Origin of the sequence: Allosphingosinicella vermicomposti, from assembly GCF_003012815.1 — a bacterium.
GTDB lineage: Bacteria > Pseudomonadota > Alphaproteobacteria > Sphingomonadales > Sphingomonadaceae > Allosphingosinicella > Allosphingosinicella vermicomposti.
The window spans coordinates 316566-335947 of the sequence record NZ_PXYJ01000001.1 but is presented as its reverse complement, the minus strand read 5'-3'; the positions used below and the strand labels follow the sequence as shown (position 1 = coordinate 335947).

The 19382-nt window shown below is 64.2% G+C and carries 15 protein-coding genes; all 15 read right to left on the bottom strand.

Translation table 11 applies throughout. From position 1 onward, the window contains the following. Positions 1–633, bottom strand: coding sequence for an SPOR domain-containing protein (locus C7I56_RS01670; RefSeq protein ID WP_106638809.1), 633 nt, complete (start codon positions 631–633; stop codon positions 1–3). After that, on the bottom strand, positions 633–2363 hold the full coding sequence (gene argS, locus C7I56_RS01665) for an arginine--tRNA ligase (protein WP_106638808.1): 1731 nt from the start codon (positions 2361–2363) through the stop codon (positions 633–635). The genes C7I56_RS01670 and argS overlap by 1 nt, the downstream gene beginning before the upstream one ends. A 222-nt stretch (positions 2364–2585) precedes the next feature. Continuing rightward, positions 2586–3749 carry a deoxyguanosinetriphosphate triphosphohydrolase gene (locus C7I56_RS01660; protein ID WP_106639578.1) on the bottom strand — a complete coding sequence of 388 codons (1164 nt, stop codon included), beginning with the start codon at positions 3747–3749 and terminating at the stop codon, positions 2586–2588. Further along, positions 3746–5254, bottom strand: coding sequence for a tetratricopeptide repeat protein (locus C7I56_RS01655; RefSeq protein ID WP_106638807.1), 1509 nt, complete (start codon positions 5252–5254; stop codon positions 3746–3748). Before C7I56_RS01655 ends, C7I56_RS01660 begins: the two co-directional genes overlap by 4 nt. Positions 5255–5893: 639 nt before the next feature. Next, a complete protein-coding gene (gene ftsZ / locus C7I56_RS01650) occupies positions 5894–7318 on the bottom strand; it encodes a cell division protein FtsZ (RefSeq protein ID WP_106638806.1) in 1425 nt (474 codons plus the stop codon). Positions 7319–7522: 204 nt separating this feature from the next. Continuing rightward, positions 7523–8782: a cell division protein FtsA gene (gene ftsA, locus C7I56_RS01645; RefSeq protein WP_106638805.1), complete on the bottom strand. Its 1260-nt coding sequence runs from the start codon at positions 8780–8782 to the stop codon at positions 7523–7525. 11 nt (positions 8783–8793) lie between these two features. Continuing rightward, positions 8794–9738 (bottom strand): cell division protein FtsQ/DivIB, encoded by a 945-nt coding sequence (locus C7I56_RS01640; RefSeq protein WP_106638804.1) that lies wholly within the window; start codon positions 9736–9738, stop codon positions 8794–8796. Further along, positions 9735–10658, bottom strand: coding sequence for a D-alanine--D-alanine ligase (locus C7I56_RS01635; RefSeq protein ID WP_106638803.1), 924 nt, complete (start codon positions 10656–10658; stop codon positions 9735–9737). Before C7I56_RS01635 ends, C7I56_RS01640 begins: the two co-directional genes overlap by 4 nt. A 156-nt stretch (positions 10659–10814) precedes the next feature. Further along, on the bottom strand, positions 10815–11708 hold the full coding sequence (gene murB / locus C7I56_RS01630; RefSeq protein ID WP_106638802.1) for a UDP-N-acetylmuramate dehydrogenase: 894 nt from the start codon (positions 11706–11708) through the stop codon (positions 10815–10817). 97 nt (positions 11709–11805) lie between these two features. Continuing rightward, complete coding sequence (murC, locus tag C7I56_RS01625) at positions 11806–13218, bottom strand: UDP-N-acetylmuramate--L-alanine ligase (RefSeq protein ID WP_106638801.1); 1413 nt, start codon at positions 13216–13218, stop codon at positions 11806–11808. Continuing rightward, positions 13215–14348: an undecaprenyldiphospho-muramoylpentapeptide beta-N-acetylglucosaminyltransferase gene (gene murG, locus C7I56_RS01620; protein WP_425352373.1), complete on the bottom strand. Its 1134-nt coding sequence runs from the start codon at positions 14346–14348 to the stop codon at positions 13215–13217. Before murG ends, murC begins: the two co-directional genes overlap by 4 nt. A 20-nt stretch (positions 14349–14368) precedes the next feature. Beyond that, positions 14369–15562 (bottom strand): peptidoglycan glycosyltransferase FtsW, encoded by a 1194-nt coding sequence (locus tag C7I56_RS01615; protein ID WP_106638799.1) that lies wholly within the window; start codon positions 15560–15562, stop codon positions 14369–14371. Further along, complete coding sequence (gene murD / locus C7I56_RS01610; RefSeq protein WP_106638798.1) at positions 15562–16836, bottom strand: UDP-N-acetylmuramoyl-L-alanine--D-glutamate ligase; 1275 nt, start codon at positions 16834–16836, stop codon at positions 15562–15564. Before murD ends, C7I56_RS01615 begins: the two co-directional genes overlap by 1 nt. Then, positions 16833–17903 carry a phospho-N-acetylmuramoyl-pentapeptide-transferase gene (mraY, locus tag C7I56_RS01605; protein ID WP_106638797.1) on the bottom strand — a complete coding sequence of 357 codons (1071 nt, stop codon included), beginning with the start codon at positions 17901–17903 and terminating at the stop codon, positions 16833–16835. Before mraY ends, murD begins: the two co-directional genes overlap by 4 nt. After that, a complete protein-coding gene (locus C7I56_RS01600) occupies positions 17904–19277 on the bottom strand; it encodes a UDP-N-acetylmuramoyl-tripeptide--D-alanyl-D-alanine ligase (protein WP_106638796.1) in 1374 nt (457 codons plus the stop codon). Positions 19278–19382: the final 105 nt, after the last annotated feature.

The window sequence follows — 19382 nt, the reverse complement described above, 5'->3', positions numbered from 1 at the left end:
TCAATCTACCGTCACGCACGCTTCGCCCGCGACGCGCAAGCGGTTGCACAGGTTTGCAGCATCCGGCCCGTTAGCGCGGAGGCGGTAAAGCGTCTTCTCGCCCGACGTCACGGAGATCACATTATGGGTGAGCGGCGCGATATAGGTAAAGCGCTTGGAAAGGGCAGTCCACGCCTTGTTGGCCGCCGCCTCGCTCGAAAAGGCGCCAAGCTGGATCGTCGCGACCGCGCCGGGCGAAGCTTTGCCCTGGCCTCCGCCGCCTTCGGTCAGCGGCGCTTCGGGCACGGCGTCGACATCGAGGCGCCCAAGCGGCTTCGCGCCCTCGCTTGCGGCAAAGGCGGTGTCGCCTTCCCCTTCAATCTCCATGCCACCGGGGTCCGGCGCAGGCACCTTATAGGGGCCGGGATCCGCCTTGATCAGCTGCACGCCCTCCGTGCCGCCATCGTCCCGGTTCATGAACCAGAAGAAGCCGCCAACAAGGCCGCCGATCAGTACGAAGCCTATGATAACGCCCAGTATCAGGCGCCCTGCAGAGGGCCCTTCCGGCCCCTCATCCTCCTCGACCGGAACGGGCTGGAGCCAGGGCGGCGTGTCCGTGTCGTTCAACCCGCCAAGTCGCCGCCCTTCGCTCATCAGTTCATCTCCTGCGCGGCCTTCACGCCCATGATGGCAAGGCCGTTGCGGATAATCTGCCCGATCCCGGACGCGAGTTCCAGCCGTGCGCGCGTAAGCGCCGGATTGTCCGGCTGAAGGAAGCGGCGGGCGGGATCGTCATTGCCCTTGTTCCACTGGCTGTGGAGCGCGCTCGCCAGATCGTGGAGATAGAATGCGATGCGGTGCGGCTCATGCGCCGTCGCCGCGCCCTCGACGACGCGCGGGAATTGCGCGCCCAGCTTCACCAGCGCCAGTTCGTCGGCGTCGAGCAGCGACAGGTCCGCCACACCCGAAACGTCGATCCCCGCTTCCGCCGCCCGGCGGTGGAGAGAACAGATGCGGGCATGGGCATATTGGACATAGAAAACCGGATTGTCCTTCGACGCTTCGACGACCTTGGCGAAATCGAAGTCCATCTGCGCGTCGGCCTTACGGGTGAGCATCGTGAAGCGGACGACGTCCTTCCCCACCTCGTTCACCACATCGGCCAGCGTCACGAAATTGCCCGCGCGCTTCGACATTTTCACCGGCTCGCCGCCACGCAGCAGGCGCACCATCTGGACGAGTTTGACGTCGAACGGCACCTTGCCTTCGGTCAGCGCGGCAACCGCCGCCTTGATCCGCTTCACCGTACCCGCATGATCCGCGCCCCAGATGTTGATCAGCTGGTCTGCATTCTGAGCCTTCTGGAAGTGATAGGCCATGTCCGCGCCGAAATAAGTCCAGCTGCCGTCGGATTTCTTGATCGGACGATCCTGATCGTCGCCATATTCGGTCGAGCGGAAGAGCGGCAGCTCGACCGGCTCCCAATCTTCCGGCGTCTCGCCCTTCGGCGCTTCGAGCATGCCGTCATAGACGAGGCCGCGCGCGCGGAGCGTCGCTTCGGCGGCCTCCGGCTTCTTGGCCGCTTGCACCTCGGCTTCCGAGGAGAAAACATCGTGATGGATGCCAAGCAGCGCCAGATCGGCGCGGATCATCTCCATCATCGCCGCGACGGCGGTCTTGCGGAACAGGACCAGCCACTCGCTTTCCGGCTTGCCGACAAACGCGTCTTTATGTTCGGCGGCGAGCTTTTCGCCGACCGGCTTCAGATAGTCGCCCGGATAAAGCCCTTCCGGAATCTCGCCGATATTCTCGCCGAGCGCCTCGCGGTAACGCAGATGCGCGGAGCGGGCGAGCACGTCCACCTGGCCGCCCGCATCGTTGACATAATATTCGCGGATGACGGTGTAGCCCGCATATTGCAGCATGCTGGCGAGCGCGTCGCCCACCACGGCGCCACGGCAATGGCCCATATGCATGGGGCCCGTCGGATTGGCGGAGACATATTCCACATTCACCCGCTGCCCGGCGCCAACGGCCGAGCGGCCATAGTCACCACCGCCCGCCAGGATCGCGCTGAGCTCATCCGTCCACACATCGGGCTTCAGGCGGATATTGATGAAGCCCGGTCCCGCGACTTCGACACTCTCCACCTCGTCCAGCGCTTCGAGCTTTGGCTTGATGAGGTCGGCGAGAGCACGCGGGCTTGTCCCGGCTTTCTTCGCAAGCACCATCGCGGCATTGGTGGCAAGATCGCCATGGGACGGATCGCGCGGCGGCTCCACCGCCACGCCCTTTCGCTCGACGCCCGCCGCAAGGCTGCCTTCCGCTTCCAGCGCGGAGAGAATGGCATCGATATGATCGGCAAAACGAGCGTAAAGCGTCACGGCAAATCCAATGAAATGAGGGAAGCAAGACGCTGTAGTGAGAGCCGCGCTTTTCGTCCAGCCGATCCGCCGCCCCCGCTCGTTCGTGCTGAGTAGGGGCTGAGCTTGCCGAAGACCCGTTTCGAAGCACTACGCACGAAACCCTTCGATACGCCGTTTCGATCCTTCGACAAGCTCAGGATCAACGGCTACTCAGGGCGAACGGCGATTGAGACACTCAGGTTAGAACCCCTCCGGCAACTCCACGGGGCCGATCAGCTCCTCATGCCGCGATATGGCATAGCGGTCCGTCATCCCTGCCACGAAGTCGCAGATACGGCGGAGGCATTGGACCTTGTCGTCCGTCGGCGCCGTCCATTCTACCGGCATCAACGACGGATCGTCGCGATAAGCGGCGAACAGGCGCGACAGCACGGCCTTCGACGCATCCTGAATGGCGAGGATCGGGGACGAGCGATAGACCTCGGCGTAGAGGAAGGTCTTCAGCTCCCGTTCCTGATCCGCCATTCCTTCCGAAAATCCGCACAACGCCCGGCCCGCCGTGCGCACATCGTCCGCCGAACGCGGCGCGGCTTCGGCGACGCGGCGGCGCGTCTCGTCGAGCAGGTCACTCACCATCCGCCCGATCTGCTCGCGGATCAGCTCCGGATAGAGGCGCGCTTCCTCGATGTCCGGATAGCGGCGGCGCACCGCTTCCCAGCTTTCGGCGACGAACGGCACGGTCAGGATATCGTCGAGTGTGATCAGCCCGGCGCGAAGGCCGTCGTCGATATCGTGATTGTCATAGGCGATGTCGTCCGCGATCGCCGCGACCTGCGCCTCGAGGCTCGGCCAGGTGGTGAGGTCGAGCGGAAAGGCCGCATCGGCCTCCGCCAGCGCCCAAGGCACGCGGGCGACGGGCCCATTATGCTTGGCAAGCCCCTCCAGCGTTTCCCAGCTGAGATTAAGTCCCGCAAAGCGCGGATAGGGCGTCTCCATCAGCGTCAGCTGGCGGATCGTATTGGCGTTGTGGTCAAAGCCGCCCGCCTCCGCCATGGCCGCCTGCAGCGCATCCTCTCCCGCATGGCCGAAGGGCGGATGACCGATATCGTGGGCAAGGCAAAGCGCCTCGGTCAGATCTTCGTTAAGACCAAGCGCGCGCGCCACGGTCCGGCCGATCTGCGCGACTTCCAGGCTGTGGGTCAGCCGGACGCGGAAATGATCGCCGTCGGGTGCGATGAACACCTGCGTCTTGTGGCGCAAACGGCGAAACGGGATGGAATGGATGATGCGGTCGCGGTCGCGCTGAAAGGCGTCGCGCGGCCCCCGCGTTTCGCCGCCGGGCTCGGGATGGAGCCGTCCACGCGAGCGGGCAGGATCGGAAGCATAAGGCGCAAGTCGCCTTATTTCATTGGAAGCTTGGTAATTTCCTGTCCCGCCGTGCTGGTCCATGCAAAGCCGCTCACTTTATCCTTGGCGAGATCGTTGACGAATGCCTGCGCCTCTTTACTCGTCTTGAACGGCCCGACAAGCAGGCGATTGCTGGCGCCGTTCTTCACCATCCACGCGCTTTTCGCGGACAGCGTCTTGGTGGCCTTGGCTTTGATTTTCTTATATTCGCCCGGGAGCGCATTTTCATTCGATCCGCTGGCAAGCTGAACCCACGCACGCGACGGATGCGCCTTTGCCGGATCGGGCTTCTTGGCCTCCGCTTTCTTGGTTTCCGTCTTTTTGACAGGCGCCTTCTTCGCAACTTCCTGTTTGGGTTTCGGCTCTTCCTTCGCCGCCTGACGGGCGGGCGCGGGCGGGTTCGGCGTCACGACAGGCGCGGCGGCCGGAAGATCCTGCACAAGAGCGGCGATGTCGGCGAACTGGATCGCGGCTGGTTCCGGTTGCACGGGCAGAACCTGAGCGGTCACCGCCACGGGCTGCGCCACCGGCGGCGGGGCGGAAGCTGCGACGGCCTGCTGCCGCACCGGCTTGGTCTGAGGCGCGATCGTCCGCTCTTTTGCCTTGCGCGTGACCTGAGCAGCTGTCGGCTCGGGCGTTACGGCAACGGCCTGAACCCGCACCGGCGCGGGCGCCTGGGCCACCTGAATGGTCTGCGTCCCTTGCAAATTCTGGAAGGTCACGGGCATCTGGCCCAGGTGCACGGCCGCGGCCTTTTCCGCGGGCGTCAGAGTGGGAAGCTTGGCAAGGAAAGGCGCGAAGGCCGGAGCCTGGGTCGGCAGTGCCACCTGCACTGCTTGCGTCGCACCGCCAATATCGCCCGTCAGCGCGAGGATGAACGCCCGCGTCCGCCAGGCCGCCTTGTCCTGCATGCGCAGCTGCCCCTCGATCGTGGCGAGCGCCTTGGCCTTGTCCCCGCCAATCGCCTGGGACAGCGCAAGCCGCCGTTCGACTTCGGGCACGTCGCGATGGGTGCGGATGGCAAGCGCATAGTCATTCTGCGCCGCCGCCTGATTGCCCTGCAAATCGTAGGCAAGGCCACGATAGGCCGCCATTTCCTGTTCCGGAACGCCGAGCGTGAGCGCTTCGCCGAACATCAGCAGCGCATTGCCGGGCTGCCCCAGAAGCGCGAGTACGGATGCGATTCCCGTCTTCACCTCGCCATCGCGGGGCGAAATCTGCTCGGCCCGCGCAAAAAAGCCCCCCGCCGCTTCGGCATCGCCAAGGCGCAGGGCAGCGGCGCCCGCGCCTTTCAGCGCGACGAGGCTCTGCGGATTGGATGAAAGCTCCCGCACATAGCGCGAAAGAGCCACCGCGGGATCCTCTGGCCGGGGCGCCGATCCCATCTGATAGGATGGCGAACCGCCATTTCCGGACTGAACCTGAGCCGCCGCCCCCGAAGTCAGCAGGCTGGCCAGCAACGCACCCCCACCCAGGCGCAGCATGGTCATCGATGAAGTCATGGCGGCCTTAAGCCACCCCAAACCTTTCACGCCAATTAAGAATAAGCAAGGCTGCGCCGGACCGGTTCACCAGGACGGCGAACCGAACCATTTCGCGTCATTCGCCGCTGCCTTGGAAATGCTCAATCACACAGCAGCGCGGAGACAGCAGCATGGAGTAAGTCGCCATAGCCTATCCCCCTTGGCGCTTTATGCCCGCAGTGGCCGCAAATAAATCACTATGCCACCCACCACCGCTAGGGCTGAGCCTGTCGAAGCCCGTGAGCATCGCGACCTTCACACGCCCTTCGACAAGCTCAGGGCTAGCGGGTGTATGTCATCCGGCAACCGGTTCCCCCATTCAAATGGCTCCCTCCCCCGCTAGGGCTGAGCTTGTCGAAGGGCGTGGGCATCCCCCCCCTTCACACGCCCTTCGACAGGCTCAGGGCTAGCGGATGTATGCGATGCTGCACCTGAAGGGTCTCAACTCGAAATTTGCGTCACCCACTCACCCGGGCTGAGCTGACGAATCCCGGTCCAGCTAAAACCTCCTTCGATAATCGCGAACTACCCGAGCCTTCCAAGGAACCAGCCGGTGTGAATTCGCTAGATAGCCCAGCTCATTTCACCCCTCCCCGCAAAAGCGGAGCAGCCCAATCCTTACTGCCCGCTGCCGCGATTGAGGAAGCGTGGGATATCGAGCGGATCGCGCTGGCCTTCGCCCTCGGTATCGCCAACCTTCGACGCACCGCGCGCGATGTTGGACATACGCTCGAACAAGGTGCCGCCTTCGCGGGCCGGAGCCGGTTTGGGCGCTTCCTGGCCAGTCAGCCAGCTGCGCGTGCCCGGCGCGGGCTCGGCCGCTTCGGCCTGCGGTGCTTCGGGAGCGGTCGGCTCGCCAAGCAGCAACTCGCCAGTATTTTCATCCGGCGTTGCAACGTCGTTCAGTTCCAGCTCGTCGCCCGCTTCGGCGCCGCTGAGATCGAGTTCGTCCGTGACATCCGCAACCGGCTCCTCGGCAACCGGAGCGGTCGGCTCTTCAAGCTCCAGCGGCATCGGCGCCGGGCGACCGCCGCCGGGGAAGGAGAAGACCTTGGACGGCACCGGCTGCGGCACCGCTTCGGCATCGATGCCGGTCGCGACGACCGACACGCGGATCTTGCCTTCAAGGTCGGGATTGAAGGCCGAACCCCAGATGATGTTAGCATCTTCGTCGACCAGTTCGCGAATGTGGTTCGCGGCTTCATCCACTTCCATCAGGCGCATGTCTTCGCCGCCGGTGATGGAGATGATGACGCCCTTCGCGCCCTTCATGCTGACGCCGTCAAGAAGCGGGTTGGCGATCGCCTTCTCTGCCGCCTCGATCGCGCGATTATCGCCGCTGCTTTCGCCAGTGCCCATCATCGCCTTGCCCATTTCACCCATCACGGAGCGGACGTCGGCGAAGTCGAGGTTGATGAGGCCGGGCATGACCATGAGGTCGGTGATGCCCCGCACGCCCTGCTGCAGCACTTCGTCGGCCATCGCGAACGCTTCCTTGAAGGTCGTGTTCGGGTTGGCGATGCGGAACAGGTTCTGGTTCGGAATGACGATCAGCGTATCGACATGCTGCTGCAGTTCTTCGATGCCCGCATCGGCCGAACGCATACGGCGCGTGCCTTCAAAGCTGAACGGCTTCGTCACAACGCCGACGGTCAGGATACCCTTTTCACGCGCCACCTTGGCAACGACGGGGGCCGCGCCGGTGCCGGTGCCGCCGCCCATGCCGGCTGCGATGAAGCACATATGGGCGCCTTCGAGCGCACGTTCGATTTCCGCGATCGTCTCTTCAGCGGCCGCCTTGCCGATTTCGGGACGCGAACCGGCGCCAAGGCCCTGGGTGATCTTGAGACCAAGCTGAATGCGCTGATCGGTCGGGGACGCGTTCAATGCCTGCGCATCCGTATTGGCGACCATGAAGTCGACGCCCTGAACGTCGCTGGCAATCATGTTGGCAATGGCGTTGCCGCCCGCGCCGCCGACACCGATCACGCTGATCCGCGGCCGAAGCTCATCCACTTCCGGACGGATGAAATCGATGCTCATGCTGGTCTCCCCGTTGATACGCGACGCGCCGCGAAGCGCTTCGGCGCACTATTGCACGACCCGATTCGCGGACGGAAGCGAAAAGTTAATTTCGCCTGCGTTTTTAGTGACGAAGAGGCGATTTTTCGTGGGGGAAGCCGATAGATTATGGTTAACAGCCAGTCAAGCCGGCGAATTTGGCCGCTTCACAACCCGGGCCAAGAGTCAATAGCCGCTCTTGAACGCCGAAATCAGCCTTTGCATAAAGCCGCCGCCGGGCCCCTTCGGCGCATCGCCGCCGGGCTGGGAGATCTGCCGCAGGTCGAGCTCGTTCGAGGCCGCGAACTGGGCAAGGCCGACGAGCGTGGTGAAGGCCGGGCCGCTATGCGCGTCGGGAAGCCCCGCCAGGCGCGGGCGCCCGATGCGGACGGCGCGGCCGAGCACGCCCTGCATATAATCGGCAATGCCCTTCAATTCCGAACCGCCGCCGGTCAGCACCACCTGACGCCCGAACGGCCCGGCAAAGCCCAACTCCTTCAGCGCCGTCGCAATCTCACCCGTCAAATGGTCGAGCCGCTGGCGGATGACGGCAATGAGCTGGGCCCGCGTGATGCGCGCCGCTTCCGTCCCCTCCTCGCCCCCGCCCATCGGAACGAGTTCGATCATTTCATGATTGTCGCGCGGAGATGTGGTGGCAGAGCCATAGAAGCACTTCATCCGCTCCGCCTCCGCCCGGCGCGTACCGAACGCCGAAGCGATGTCATCGGTAATGTCGATCCCGCCAAGGGCAATGGACTTGAGCCCCACCAGCATGCCGCCCGCAAAAACCGAGACGTTGGTCACGCCCGCGCCCACTTCGACCAGGGCGACGCCAAGCTCGCGCTCCTCCTCGCTCAAGCAGGCCTTGCCCGCCGCGACGGGGGAGGCGACGATCGCCTGCACGCCAAGATGCGCGGACCGCACACACAGATCGAGGTTGCGCACCGGCGCGATGTCGGCGGCGATGACGTGGATGTCGACCGCGAGCCGATCGGCGTGGAGGCCGAGCGGGTTCTTCACGCCTTGCAGCCCATCCAGCGTATAAAGCGCGGGCAACGCATGGAGCACCATCCGTCCGTCGGGCTCGATCGAATTGCGCCCGGCAAGAAGCAGCGCGTCGATATCGTCCTTTTCGACCCGATGCCCGCCCGTTTCGACAGCGACGGACGCTTCGGTCGAAACCAGTCCGCCAGCGGAATAGCCGACGAACACATCTTCAATATTGAGGCCCGCGATCCGCTCCGCTTGCTCCACCGCTTCGCGCACCGCCGCCTCGGTACGCTCCATGTCGGCGATGAAACCGCGCTTCACGCCTCGGCTTTCGCGCTGACCGGTGCCCAGGATCCGCAGCGTGCCATCCTCGCCCGGCTCGGCGATCAGCGCGCACACCTTGGACGACCCGATATCGAGTGCGGTGACGAGCTTTCTACCCGGCGGCGGCGCCATCCATTCTTCCCCTAGATCGTTTTCGTGAGGTCCGTCGGACCCGTGTTGACCGGCGGCGGAGGCGGCGGCGCATCGGGCGTCACGTCCGGCACGGCATCCCCCGGATTGCGGGAAACGCGGACGATGAACTTGCCTGCTATGCGCATGTCGAAGCGGACGAGCCCCCGTCCCAGCAACGCCGTCTGCTGATCCATACGGGCGAAAAGAACAAGCGCTTTTTTCGCCGCTTCCTCACCCTCTGGCAGGGCAAGGGTCTCGCCGGATTGAAACCGCAAATCCCACCGCCGCGCCCCGATCCAGGTCGCGCTCGCCAGCATCGCCTTCAATTGCGGCGCCGCCTCGATCAATCGCCCCAGAGATGCCGTCTGCTTGTTGGCGTCCGGCCCGATGACCAGCGGCAGGTCCGGCATCGCGTCGAGCCGCACCTGATCCAGAACCACGCCCTCATTATCGATCAGCGCAAGGCGCCGGTTGTGCTGCCAGATGGCCGATGGCTGGCGTTCGACGATGTCGACCACCAAAGTGTCCGGCCAGCGCCGCGACACACGCGCATCCTTCACCCAGCCGAACTGCATCAGCCGGTCCCGCGTGGCCCCGATGTCGATCAGCGGCAACGCCATGGACGGCTGATCCAGCGCCACGGCATAAACCGGCAGGCGCTGCATATGCTTCAGCCCCTTGATTTCCACCCGCTTCACGGAAAATCCGGCGCGTCCGATCGCCTCGCCAATCTCGACGCCCGCCATCTGCGGCAGGCGGAAAACCAGCGCCAGCGCGATCAGCACCGCGACACTCGCGCCGCCGAGCAGCCACCAGCCGACGCGGCGGATAAGGTCGCCGGACACCGGCAATCCGGCAAAAGTCTGTGCCTTCTTACGCCCCTTGGCGGCGCGCGCCTTGGCAGAGGCCGGGCGGCCACGCGCAGGCGATCCGCCGCGTGCCACCCGCGCCGTCACAGGGCGAGATCCACGATCTTCTGGACAAGCTCGGCATAGGACATGCCCTTATACTTCGCCTGTTCGGGGACCAGGCTCAAGGGCGTCATGCCCGGCTGCGTATTGACCTCGAGCAAATAGAGCCCCTCGACACCCCGCTCATCGTCCCAGCGGAAATCGGACCGCGACGTGCCCTTGCAGCCGAGCAATTGATGCGCCTTCAGCGCCATCTCGAGCGCCGCGTCGCGAACATCATCCGGGATTTGCGCCGGGCAAACATGCTCGGTCATGCCGTCCGTATATTTGGCGTCAAAATCGTAAAAGCCGGACTTGGGGCGAAGTTCGGTCACCGCCAGCGCTTCATCGCCGATCACCGCCGCCGTCAGCTCGCGTCCGGGAATGAAGGGCTCGGCGAGCAACCGGTCGAATTCCTGCCACGGCCCCTTGGCATCGCGCGCGATCGGATTGCCGGTATTGCCCTCATTGGTGACGATGGCGACACCGACAGACGAGCCTTCGTTCACGGGTTTAAGCACATAAGGCCGCGCCATCGGATCGGCGACATACAGGCCCTCGCTCTCGACGATCTGCCCTTCCGGCATCCGGATGCCGTGCGGCACCAGCGTCTGCTTGGTCAGCTCCTTGTCGATCGCGATGACGGAGGTGACCATGCCACTATGCGTATATTTGACGCCCATCAGGTCCATCATGCCCTGCACCGAGCCATCCTCGCCGGGCGTCCCGTGAAGCGCGTTGAACACAACATCCGGCTTCGCTTCGGCGATGCGCGCGGCGACATCGCGATCCATATCGATGCGCGTCACCTTATGGCCTAGGCTTTCGAGCGCATCGGCAACGCCATTGCCGCTCATCAGCGACACCGGCCGCTCGGCGGACCAGCCGCCCATCAGTACCGCGACATGAAGCTTCTCGTTACGCATACATCACCCCATAAATCGTCACTGCGGCGGGCCACAACGTCACCCCGGCGAAACAGGACGTCACCCCGGCGGAAGCCGGGGTCTCATCGTGCAGGGCCGCGCTCTTCCGGCCTGAGATTCCGGCTTTCGCCGGAATGACGCGGAAAGGTTGCCACATCACGCCACCCCCACCCGCTGGATTTCCCATTCCAGGGTCACCCCGCTCTTCTCCTTCACGCGGCGCCGCACTTCCTCGCCCAATGCCTCGATATCGGCGGACGTCGCCGCGCCAAGGTTAAGCAGGAAATTGCAATGCTTTTCCGATACTTGCGCATCGCCAATTGTGAGCCCCCTGCATCCGGCTTCATCGACCAGCCGCCACGCCTTGCCACCCGCCGGATTCTTGAAGGTCGACCCCCCCGTGCGGCTCCGCAACGGCTGCGATTCTTCCCGCGATTGCGCGATCCGGTCCATCTCCGCCTGAATGACACGGGGCTCTTCGGCATGGCCCCGGAATGTTGCCGACACCACGATCGCCCCTTCGGGCAATGCGCTATGCCGATAGGTGTAGCCAAGCGCCGAAAGCGGCAAAGTCCGCCGCTCGCCCGAACGCAGCACCACCTCGCATTCGAGGAGAATATCTTTCACCTCACGGCCATAAGCGCCGCCGTTCATCCGGACGAAGCCACCAACGGTGCCCGGAATGGAGCGCAGGAATTCAAGCCCCCCGATCCCGGCGTCGCGCGCATTGGACGACACAAGAATGCCCGATGCTCCGCCGCCACAACGAAGGGTCAAATCATCCAGCCGGTCGACCTTCGCAAAGGCCTTACCAAGCCGCACCACGACGCCCGGAAAGCCGCCATCGCGAACGATCAGGTTGGAACCAAGGCCCAACCCCATGACCGGCACTTCAGGATCGAGCGCGGCCAGAAAATCGCTGAGATCATCCACATCGGCAGGCTCGAACAACCACTGCGCCGCCCCGCCCGATTTGAACCAGACGAGCGGCGCCAAGGGCGCGTCTTCAGTCAAACGGCCGCGCACGGCAGGGAGAACCACTACACTCACGCCCCCTCCCCCGTTCGCTTCGAGCGAAGTCGAGAAGCGTCAGCACAAGCGGTTCTCGACTTCGCTCGAACCGAACGGTTGAGGGCGAAACCGCACATCACTTCGCCAGTCTCACTTGGCGGATCTTCTCGCCCAGACCAGCAGCCCATTTCGTAATATCCCCAGCGCCCAGGCAGATCACCATATCCCCAAGCGCCGCGACATCGCGCAGCTGCCGCGCCAGATCATCCGCATCCCGCACCGCGCTCACCGCGCGATGGCCGCGTTCCTTCAGGCCTTCGACCAGATCCGCTGCCCCAGCGCCTTCGATCGGCGCCTCGCCCGCCGCATAGACCGGCGCGACATAGACGATGTCGGCGTCGTTGAAGGCGCCCTGGAACTCGTCCATCAGATTGTGGAGGCGCGTATAGCGGTGCGGTTGCACCACCGCGATCACCCGGCCTTGCGCGCCTTCACGGGCGGCGGCGAGCACCGCCTTGATTTCGACCGGATGGTGCCCGTAATCGTCGATGATCGTGACGCCGTCGACCTCACCGACCTTGGTGAAGCGCCGCTTCACGCCGCCGAACTGGGCAAATCCGCGCGCAATCACGTCGTCGGCTATGCCCATCTCGATCGCCACGCCGATCGCGGCCAATGCGTTCTGGACGTTGTGGCGGCCCGGCATGGGCAGTTCCACGCCCTCGATCACGCGCACATCGCCATGGCGGTCGCGCACGCTAACATCGAAGCGATTGCCGCCTGGGAACGGCGTCACATTGTCGCCGCGAATGTCGGCCGGTGCCGCGAAGCCATACGTCACGACCCGCCGGTCACGCAGGCGCGGAATGATCGACTGCACTTCGGGATGATCCACGCACAGGAATGCCGCGCCATAGAAAGGCACATTCTCGACGAATTCGACAAAGGCGTCCTTTACCTTATCGAAGCCGCCATAATGATCGAGATGCTCGGGATCGATATTGGTGACGATGGCGAGCGTGCCGTCAAGGCGCAGGAAGCTGCCGTCGCTCTCGTCGGCCTCCACCACCATCCAGTCGGATGTGCCAAGCCGCGCATTGGAGCCGTAGGCGTTAATGATCCCGCCATTGATGACGGTCGGATCGATCCCGCCCGCGTCGAGCAAAGCCGCGACCATGGACGTCGTCGTCGTCTTGCCGTGCGTGCCCGCGACAGCAACTGTCGCCTTGAGCCGCATCAGTTCCGCCAGCATCTCCGCGCGGCGGACGACGGGGATGCGCCGCTCATAGGCGCATTGAACCTCGGGATTATCCTTCCTGATCGCGGTTGATGTGACGACCACCGCCGCGTCGCCGAGATTGTCGGCCTGCTGTCCGATCATCACCTTGATGCCCGCCTTGCGCAGCCCTTCGATCACATAGCCCTCGGCAACATCCGATCCTTGGACCTTATAGCCCAGGATATGCATCACCTCGGCAATACCGGACATGCCGATGCCGCCGATACCGACGAAGTGGATAGTGCCGATGTCGGTGCCGACGCCCCTCATGCCAAAGCCCCCTGAACCGGCGCGGAGACCGTCTTTTCCGTGACCGCGATTTTGTCCATACCCGGCGTCCTGGCGATGCGTTCGACGAGGTCCGCAAGTGCGCGGGTCGCATCCGGGCGCCCGCAGGCCCGTGCATGGGCCGCCGCTTCGGCAAGCGCGTCGGGCTCCAGACCGAGCGCCTCGATCTCCCGCGCCAACCGCTCCGGCGTGAATTCGCCCTGCGGGACCATGCGCGCCCCGCCTTCCTTGGCCATTTCGCGCGCATTGGATGTCTGGTGATCGTCCGTCGCGGAAGGCAGCGGCACCAGGATTGCCGGCCGCCCGGCCGCCGTCAGCTCCGCGATGGTCGAGGCGCCCGCGCGGGCGATGACGATATGGGCCGAGGCGAGCCGCTCCGGCAGGTCCGGCAGATAGGTCGCAAGCTCCGCCTTCAGCCCAAGCTCGGCATAGCGCGCCCGCACCCGGTCGATATCCTCGGCCCGGCATTGCTGCACGATGTTGAGCCGCGCGCGATAGGGTTCGGGGAGCAACGTCAGACCATCCGGCACCACGCTCGAAAGCACGGTCGCGCCCTGGCTTCCGCCCGTCACCAGCACGTTCAGCTCGGCATCGGATTTCGGAAAGGGCCTATCGCGCAGCGCCAGCACCTCGTCCCGCACCGGATTGCCGACCAGTTCGACTTTGCTTGCGCAGGCAGGCGGCAGGCGATCGACTTGCGGGTAAGCGGTCGCAATGGCGTCGACCTTCCGCGCCAGCAGCCGGTTCACCCGGCCGAGCACCGCATTTTGTTCGTGGATCGCCGTCGCGATCCCCGCTCCCTGCGCGGCCAGCAAAGCCGGAAGCGCGGGATAGCCGCCAAAGCCGACGACAGCGGCAGGCTTCAGCTGACGGTAAAAGGCCCGCGCCTGCTTCCGCCCCGCCAGGATGTTCCGCCCTGCTTTCAGCCAGCCGAATATGCCGCCCGCCAGCCGCCCTGCGGGCAGGATATTGACCTGAACCCCGCCGAACAGGCCCGGAATCTTTGCACCGCGATCATCGGTGATGAGCGACACCTTGTGTCCGCGCGCCATCAATTCCTCGGCCAGCGCATGGGCCGGAACCATGTGCCCGCCAGTTCCTCCGGCGGCCATGACGAAATGGCGCTTCACGATCACTTACCTCTCACCACATAAGGGGAGCGGTGGAGATAGGGGTTTCGCCGCGTGAAGGCGAGCAGCAATCCAAAGCCGATCGAAAGAGCCAGCATCGACGATCCGCCATAGGAGATGAAGGGCAGGGTCATGCCCTTGGACGGCGCGATCTGCACGTTGACCGCCATGTTGATCAGTGCCTGCAACCCGAACTGCGTCACCAAGCCAGCCGTTGCGAGGAGAAGAAACGTATCCTCCTCATGCAGCAGCTTGATCAGCACGCGCGCAACGATCGTCATGTAAATGGCCGCGATGGCGATACAGGCGATCAGGCCGAATTCCTCGCCGATCACCGAAAAAATGTAATCGGTGTGCGGCTCGGGAAGGTGGAATTTGCGCGTACCGCCGCCGGGGCCGGTGCCGAACAACCCGCCCGCCGTCAGCGTCCGCAGCGCGCTGTCCGTCTGGTAGGTATCATGATTGCCCGCATCGGCGAACAGGAAGGCGTCGATACGCGTCGTCGCGACCGGATAGAAAAGATAGGCGAGCACGATCGCGATTATGCCCGCAGCTCCAAGGCCAATCAGGAAGCGCATCGGCACGCCGGACAAAGTGAGTAGGATCACCCATGCCGCGCCGAAAATGATCGTCTCGCCGAAATTGGGCTGTCGCATCAGCAGCAGCGCGACGATGCCGAGCATCAGCGCCGATAGCGGAACGACGGGCAAGCTCTTGTCCTGATCACGCAGCGACAGGAGCCAGGCCATCGAGACGATGAACATCGGTTTTAAAAATTCGGACGGCTGGAATTGGGTGAAGCCGACACCGATCCAGCGCCGCGCCCCGTTCACTTCCTGTCCGATGATCGGCACCAGGAAGAGGAAGAAGGTGAAGATGCCTGCGCCGATCAGACACAGCCGCCGTGCAACCGTCTTGGGAAGCATCGACACACCGATCATCACCGGAAAGGCGACGATGATCCAGACAAGTTGGCGGTAGAAATAATGAAGCGGCGCGAAGCTCACCGCTCCGCCCGAATAACGCTGCGACGCCGCCGGGGAAGCCGCCGCCACCGCGATGAGGCCGATGGAAATCAGCACGACGACCAGCATCAGGAGAACGCGGTCGATCTCCCAAAACCATTTGCCGAGCGCGCTCCGGTCGGACCGGCCGAGCCGCGCCGTCTGTGCTTTGCGGGAAGGAGGCGCATCCATCACAGCGCCTCCACCGCCGTGCGGAACGCCTCTCCGCGCGCTTCATAATCCTTGAACTGATCGAAAGACGCGCAGGCGGGAGACAGGAGAACAACCTCGCCCGCCACCGCCGCAGCGGCCGCGTCGCGCACCGCCTGATCCAGCGTCCCGCTCTCGTTAACCGGCACCTTGCCTGCAAGCAGCTGAGCAAACAGCGGCGCCGCGTCGCCAATCACATAGGCCCCCCGCACATTGCCGAGATAGGGCAGGCAGGCATCCAGATCCTCGCCCTTGGCAAGCCCGCCCAATATCCAATGAATATGCGGATAAGCACCAAGCGCGGGCGCGGTGGAATCCGGGTTGGTCGCCTTGCTATCGTTGACGAACAGCACCCCATTCTTCTCGGCTACTCGCTCCATCCGGTGCGGCAACCCGGGATAAGTCGCCAGCCCCTCGGCGATCTTGTCGTCGCTCACGCCCAGCGCCCGCGCCACCGCGACGGCGGCGGCGGCATTTTGCGCGTTGTGCGGCCCTTGCAGCGAGGGCCAGCGGGACTGGTCCCTCACATCGGCAGAGGAAACGATCATCTTTCGCCCGCTCACTTCGCCCGCAATCGCGCGGGTATAATCGTCCTCCGCCGCGATCACCGCGATATGATCCTCGGACTGCATGGCAAAGAGCCGCGCCTTGGATGCCGCATAATCCTCGATCCCGTCATAGCGGTCGAGATGATCGGGCGTGACGTTCAGCAAAACCGCGACATCGCAGTCCAGGCTCTGCGTCAAATCGATCTGATAGGACGACAATTCCAGCACATAGACGCCGCCTTCGGGAAGCGGATCCTGCTCCAGGATGGGCAGCCCGATATTGCCGCCCATCGCCGCCGGCATGCCCGCCGTCTTCAAAATGTGGTGAATCAGCGCCGTCGTCGTCGATTTGCCGTTGGTGCCGGTAATGCCGACCACCTGGTGCGGCGGCTGCTCGGCCCGCGCCTGCGCGAAAAGTTCGATATCACCGATGACAGGCACTTTGGCTGCCCTCGCCCGCTCCGCGATCGGATGCTTGTTGAGCGGCACGCCGGGCGACACCACCACCGCCTCAAAGCCGTAAATGGAGGTCACAAGCGGATCGGCGATCCGCGCGAAGGGAGCCGCGGCACTCCGCGCCTCTTCCTTCCCGTCCCACGCCATCACCCGCGCGCCGCTGCCGGCAAGCGCTTTCACCGTCGCCAGCCCCGATCGCGCGAGGCCGAGGACGGCATAATCCTTATCCCTGAACGATGCGCTCCCGATCATCTCAGCTTCAGGGTCGACAGGCCCGCAAGCGCGAGGACGAAGCTGATGATCCAGAAACGAATTACGACGGTCGGCTCCGACCAGCCGACCTGCTCGAAATGGTGGTGAATTGGCGCCATCTTGAACACGCGCTTGCCCGTCCGCTTGTAGAAGAAGACCTGCACGATCACCGACACGGCTTCCAGCACAAAAAGGCCGCCGATGATCGCCAGCACAATCTCATGCCGCGTCGCGACCGCGATCGCGCCAAGAGCACCGCCCAGCGCAAGGCTCCCGGTATCGCCCATGAAGACGGCAGCCGGCGGCGCGTTGAACCACAGGAAGGCAAGGCCGGCACCGATGATCGCCGAACACAGGACCGTAAGATCGCCCGATCCCAACACATGCGGGATACCGAGGTAGGACGAGAAGATCGCGTTACCGACCAGATAGGAAATGAGCAGGAAGGCAAGGCTCGCGATAATGACGGGCATGGTCGCCAGCCCGTCGAGTCCGTCCGTCAGGTTTACGGCGTTCCCCGCGCCGACAACGACGAAAGCCGCAAAGACGATGTAGAACCAGCCAAGATCGATAACCGGCCCGTTATAGAAGGGGATGTAAAGCTCCGTGCCCGCGCCCCAAATCATGATTGCGCAGCCTGCGCCTGCCACCACGAATTCGGCGGCGAGGCGAACCTTGCCGGACACGCCCTTGTGGCTCTTCTTCGTCACCTTGTCATAATCGTCGAGAAAGCCGATCAGGCCGAAGCCCACCGTGATGATCAGGCAGCCCCAGAGGTAGCGGTTAAAGAAGTCCATCCACAGCAGCATCGCCACGGTGACGCAGGTGAGGATCATCAATCCACCCATGGTCGGCGTGCCGCGCTTGGCGAGATGGGTTTGCGGGCCGTCTTCGCGGATCGGCTGCCCCTTGCCCTGGCGGACGCGCAACCAGCCGATGAATTTAGGGCCGATGAGAAGACCGAGAAACAGGGCCGTCGCCGTCGCGGCGCCCGCCCGGAACGTCAGATACCGGAAGAGATTGAATATCCCTTCATAACCGAATTGTTCGGCGATCCACAGAAACATTCAGCCTTCCCCCACCAAAGCTGCGACGAGGGCGGACAGGCCCACACTGTTCGATCCCTTGACGAGAATGGCATCACCGGGCCCGATCATCTCCCGCGCGCGCGCCGTCGCGCTTGCAGCGTCCGGGACATGCGTGAAATCCACCCTGTTTCCAAGGGCTTTTGCCAGCGCGCCCATTTCTTCGCCAACCAGGATCGCATGATCGACGCGCGCAGCCTCGATCGGTTCGGCAAGGGCTGCGTGAAAGTCGTTCGAGCCCGGCCCAAGCTCCCGCATGGAGCCGAGAATCGCGATCCGGCGCGTGGCCGATCCTTCGGCGCCAAGCGTCTTCAGCGTGGCCGCCATGGACGCCGGATTGGCGTTGTAGCTTTCGTCGATCACCAGCGCTTCGCCACCCGGCAAAGCGATACGATGGCGCGCGCCGCGCCCTTTCATGCCTTCGAGTTCTGCAAGCGCCAGACCAGCCGCGGCCAGATCGCCGCCCACGGCCTGCACCGCCGCGATTACCGCCAGCGCGTTCGACACCCAATGCTCGCCCGGATGGCCGATGGTGAAGGTGAGTTCAGCGTCCGGCAGGGTCGCGGAGATGAGCGTTCCGCGCGCCACCGGCACCACATCCAGCGCCCGCACATCGGCCCCCTGCCCAAGGCCGAACGTCACAATTTTGGCGGCATAAGGCTCGGCGGCGCGGATCAACTGGTCGCGATATGGGCTGTCGAACGGCACGATCGCGGTCCCGCCCGGCTCCAGGCCCTGAAAAATCTCGCCCTTCGCATCAGCAATCTCTTCCTCGCTCGCAAAGAACTCGCGATGCGCGGGCGCAATGGCGGTGACGATGGCAACATGCGGGCGCACCAATCGGGTTAAAGCCGCAAGCTCGCCCGCAGCGCTCATACCCATTTCGAACACACCGAACCGCGCCTCGCGCGGCATCCGGGCGAGCGACAGCGGCACGCCGGTATGATTGTTGTAGCTTTTGACCGAGCGATGAGCCTGGCCGCGCTTCGGCCGATCAAGGGCGGCGAACAGAGCTTCCTTGGTACTGGTCTTGCCGACCGAGCCCGTGACACCGATGATCTTAGCCTTGCTCCGCGCGCGCGACGCGCGGCCCAGGTCGTTCAAGGCCTTGGTCGTGTCGTCGACCAGTACGTGCGGCAGGGCGCCGCCTTCGCTCACAATCGCGCCCGCCGCGCCCGCTGCCTGAACCTGATCGAGGAAGCGATGCCCGTTGGTCAATTCGCCCTTCATCGCGATAAAAAGGTCGCCCTGCCCGATCTCCCGGGAATCGAAAGCAACGCCGGTCACTTCAAACGGCGCGGAAGCGCTGCCGTTGGTCGCCGCCGCGATTTCTTCGGAGGTCCAAAGGCTATCCACTAATCGAACCTTTTCCGTTCGTGTCGAGCGAAGTCGAGACACGCAGCGCCCGGCCCTGCAACACGCTTTTCGACTTCGATCGAAGCGAACGGTGTCGGGTGAGAG

Bases quoted from the DNA above. Each gene is read 5' to 3' on its own strand.
- C7I56_RS01670 (WP_106638809.1), bottom strand. From the start codon at position 633: ATGAGCGAAGGGCGGCGACTTGGCGGGTTGAACGACACGGACACGCCG.
- C7I56_RS01655 (WP_106638807.1), bottom strand. From the start codon at position 5,254: ATGACTTCATCGATGACCATGCTGCGCCTGGGTGGGGGTGCGTTGCTG.
- ftsZ (WP_106638806.1), bottom strand. From the start codon at position 7,318: ATGAGCATCGATTTCATCCGTCCGGAAGTGGATGAGCTTCGGCCGCGG.
- ftsA (WP_106638805.1), bottom strand. From the start codon at position 8,782: ATGGCGCCGCCGCCGGGTAGAAAGCTCGTCACCGCACTCGATATCGGG.
- C7I56_RS01635 (WP_106638803.1), bottom strand. From the start codon at position 10,658: ATGCGTAACGAGAAGCTTCATGTCGCGGTACTGATGGGCGGCTGGTCC.
- murC (WP_106638801.1), bottom strand. From the start codon at position 13,218: ATGAGGGGCGTCGGCACCGACATCGGCACTATCCACTTCGTCGGTATC.
- murG (WP_425352373.1), bottom strand. From the start codon at position 14,348: ATGGCCGCCGGAGGAACTGGCGGGCACATGGTTCCGGCCCATGCGCTG.
- C7I56_RS01615 (WP_106638799.1), bottom strand. From the start codon at position 15,562: ATGGATGCGCCTCCTTCCCGCAAAGCACAGACGGCGCGGCTCGGCCGG.
- murD (WP_106638798.1), bottom strand. From the start codon at position 16,836: ATGATCGGGAGCGCATCGTTCAGGGATAAGGATTATGCCGTCCTCGGC.
- mraY (WP_106638797.1), bottom strand. From the start codon at position 17,903: ATGTTTCTGTGGATCGCCGAACAATTCGGTTATGAAGGGATATTCAAT.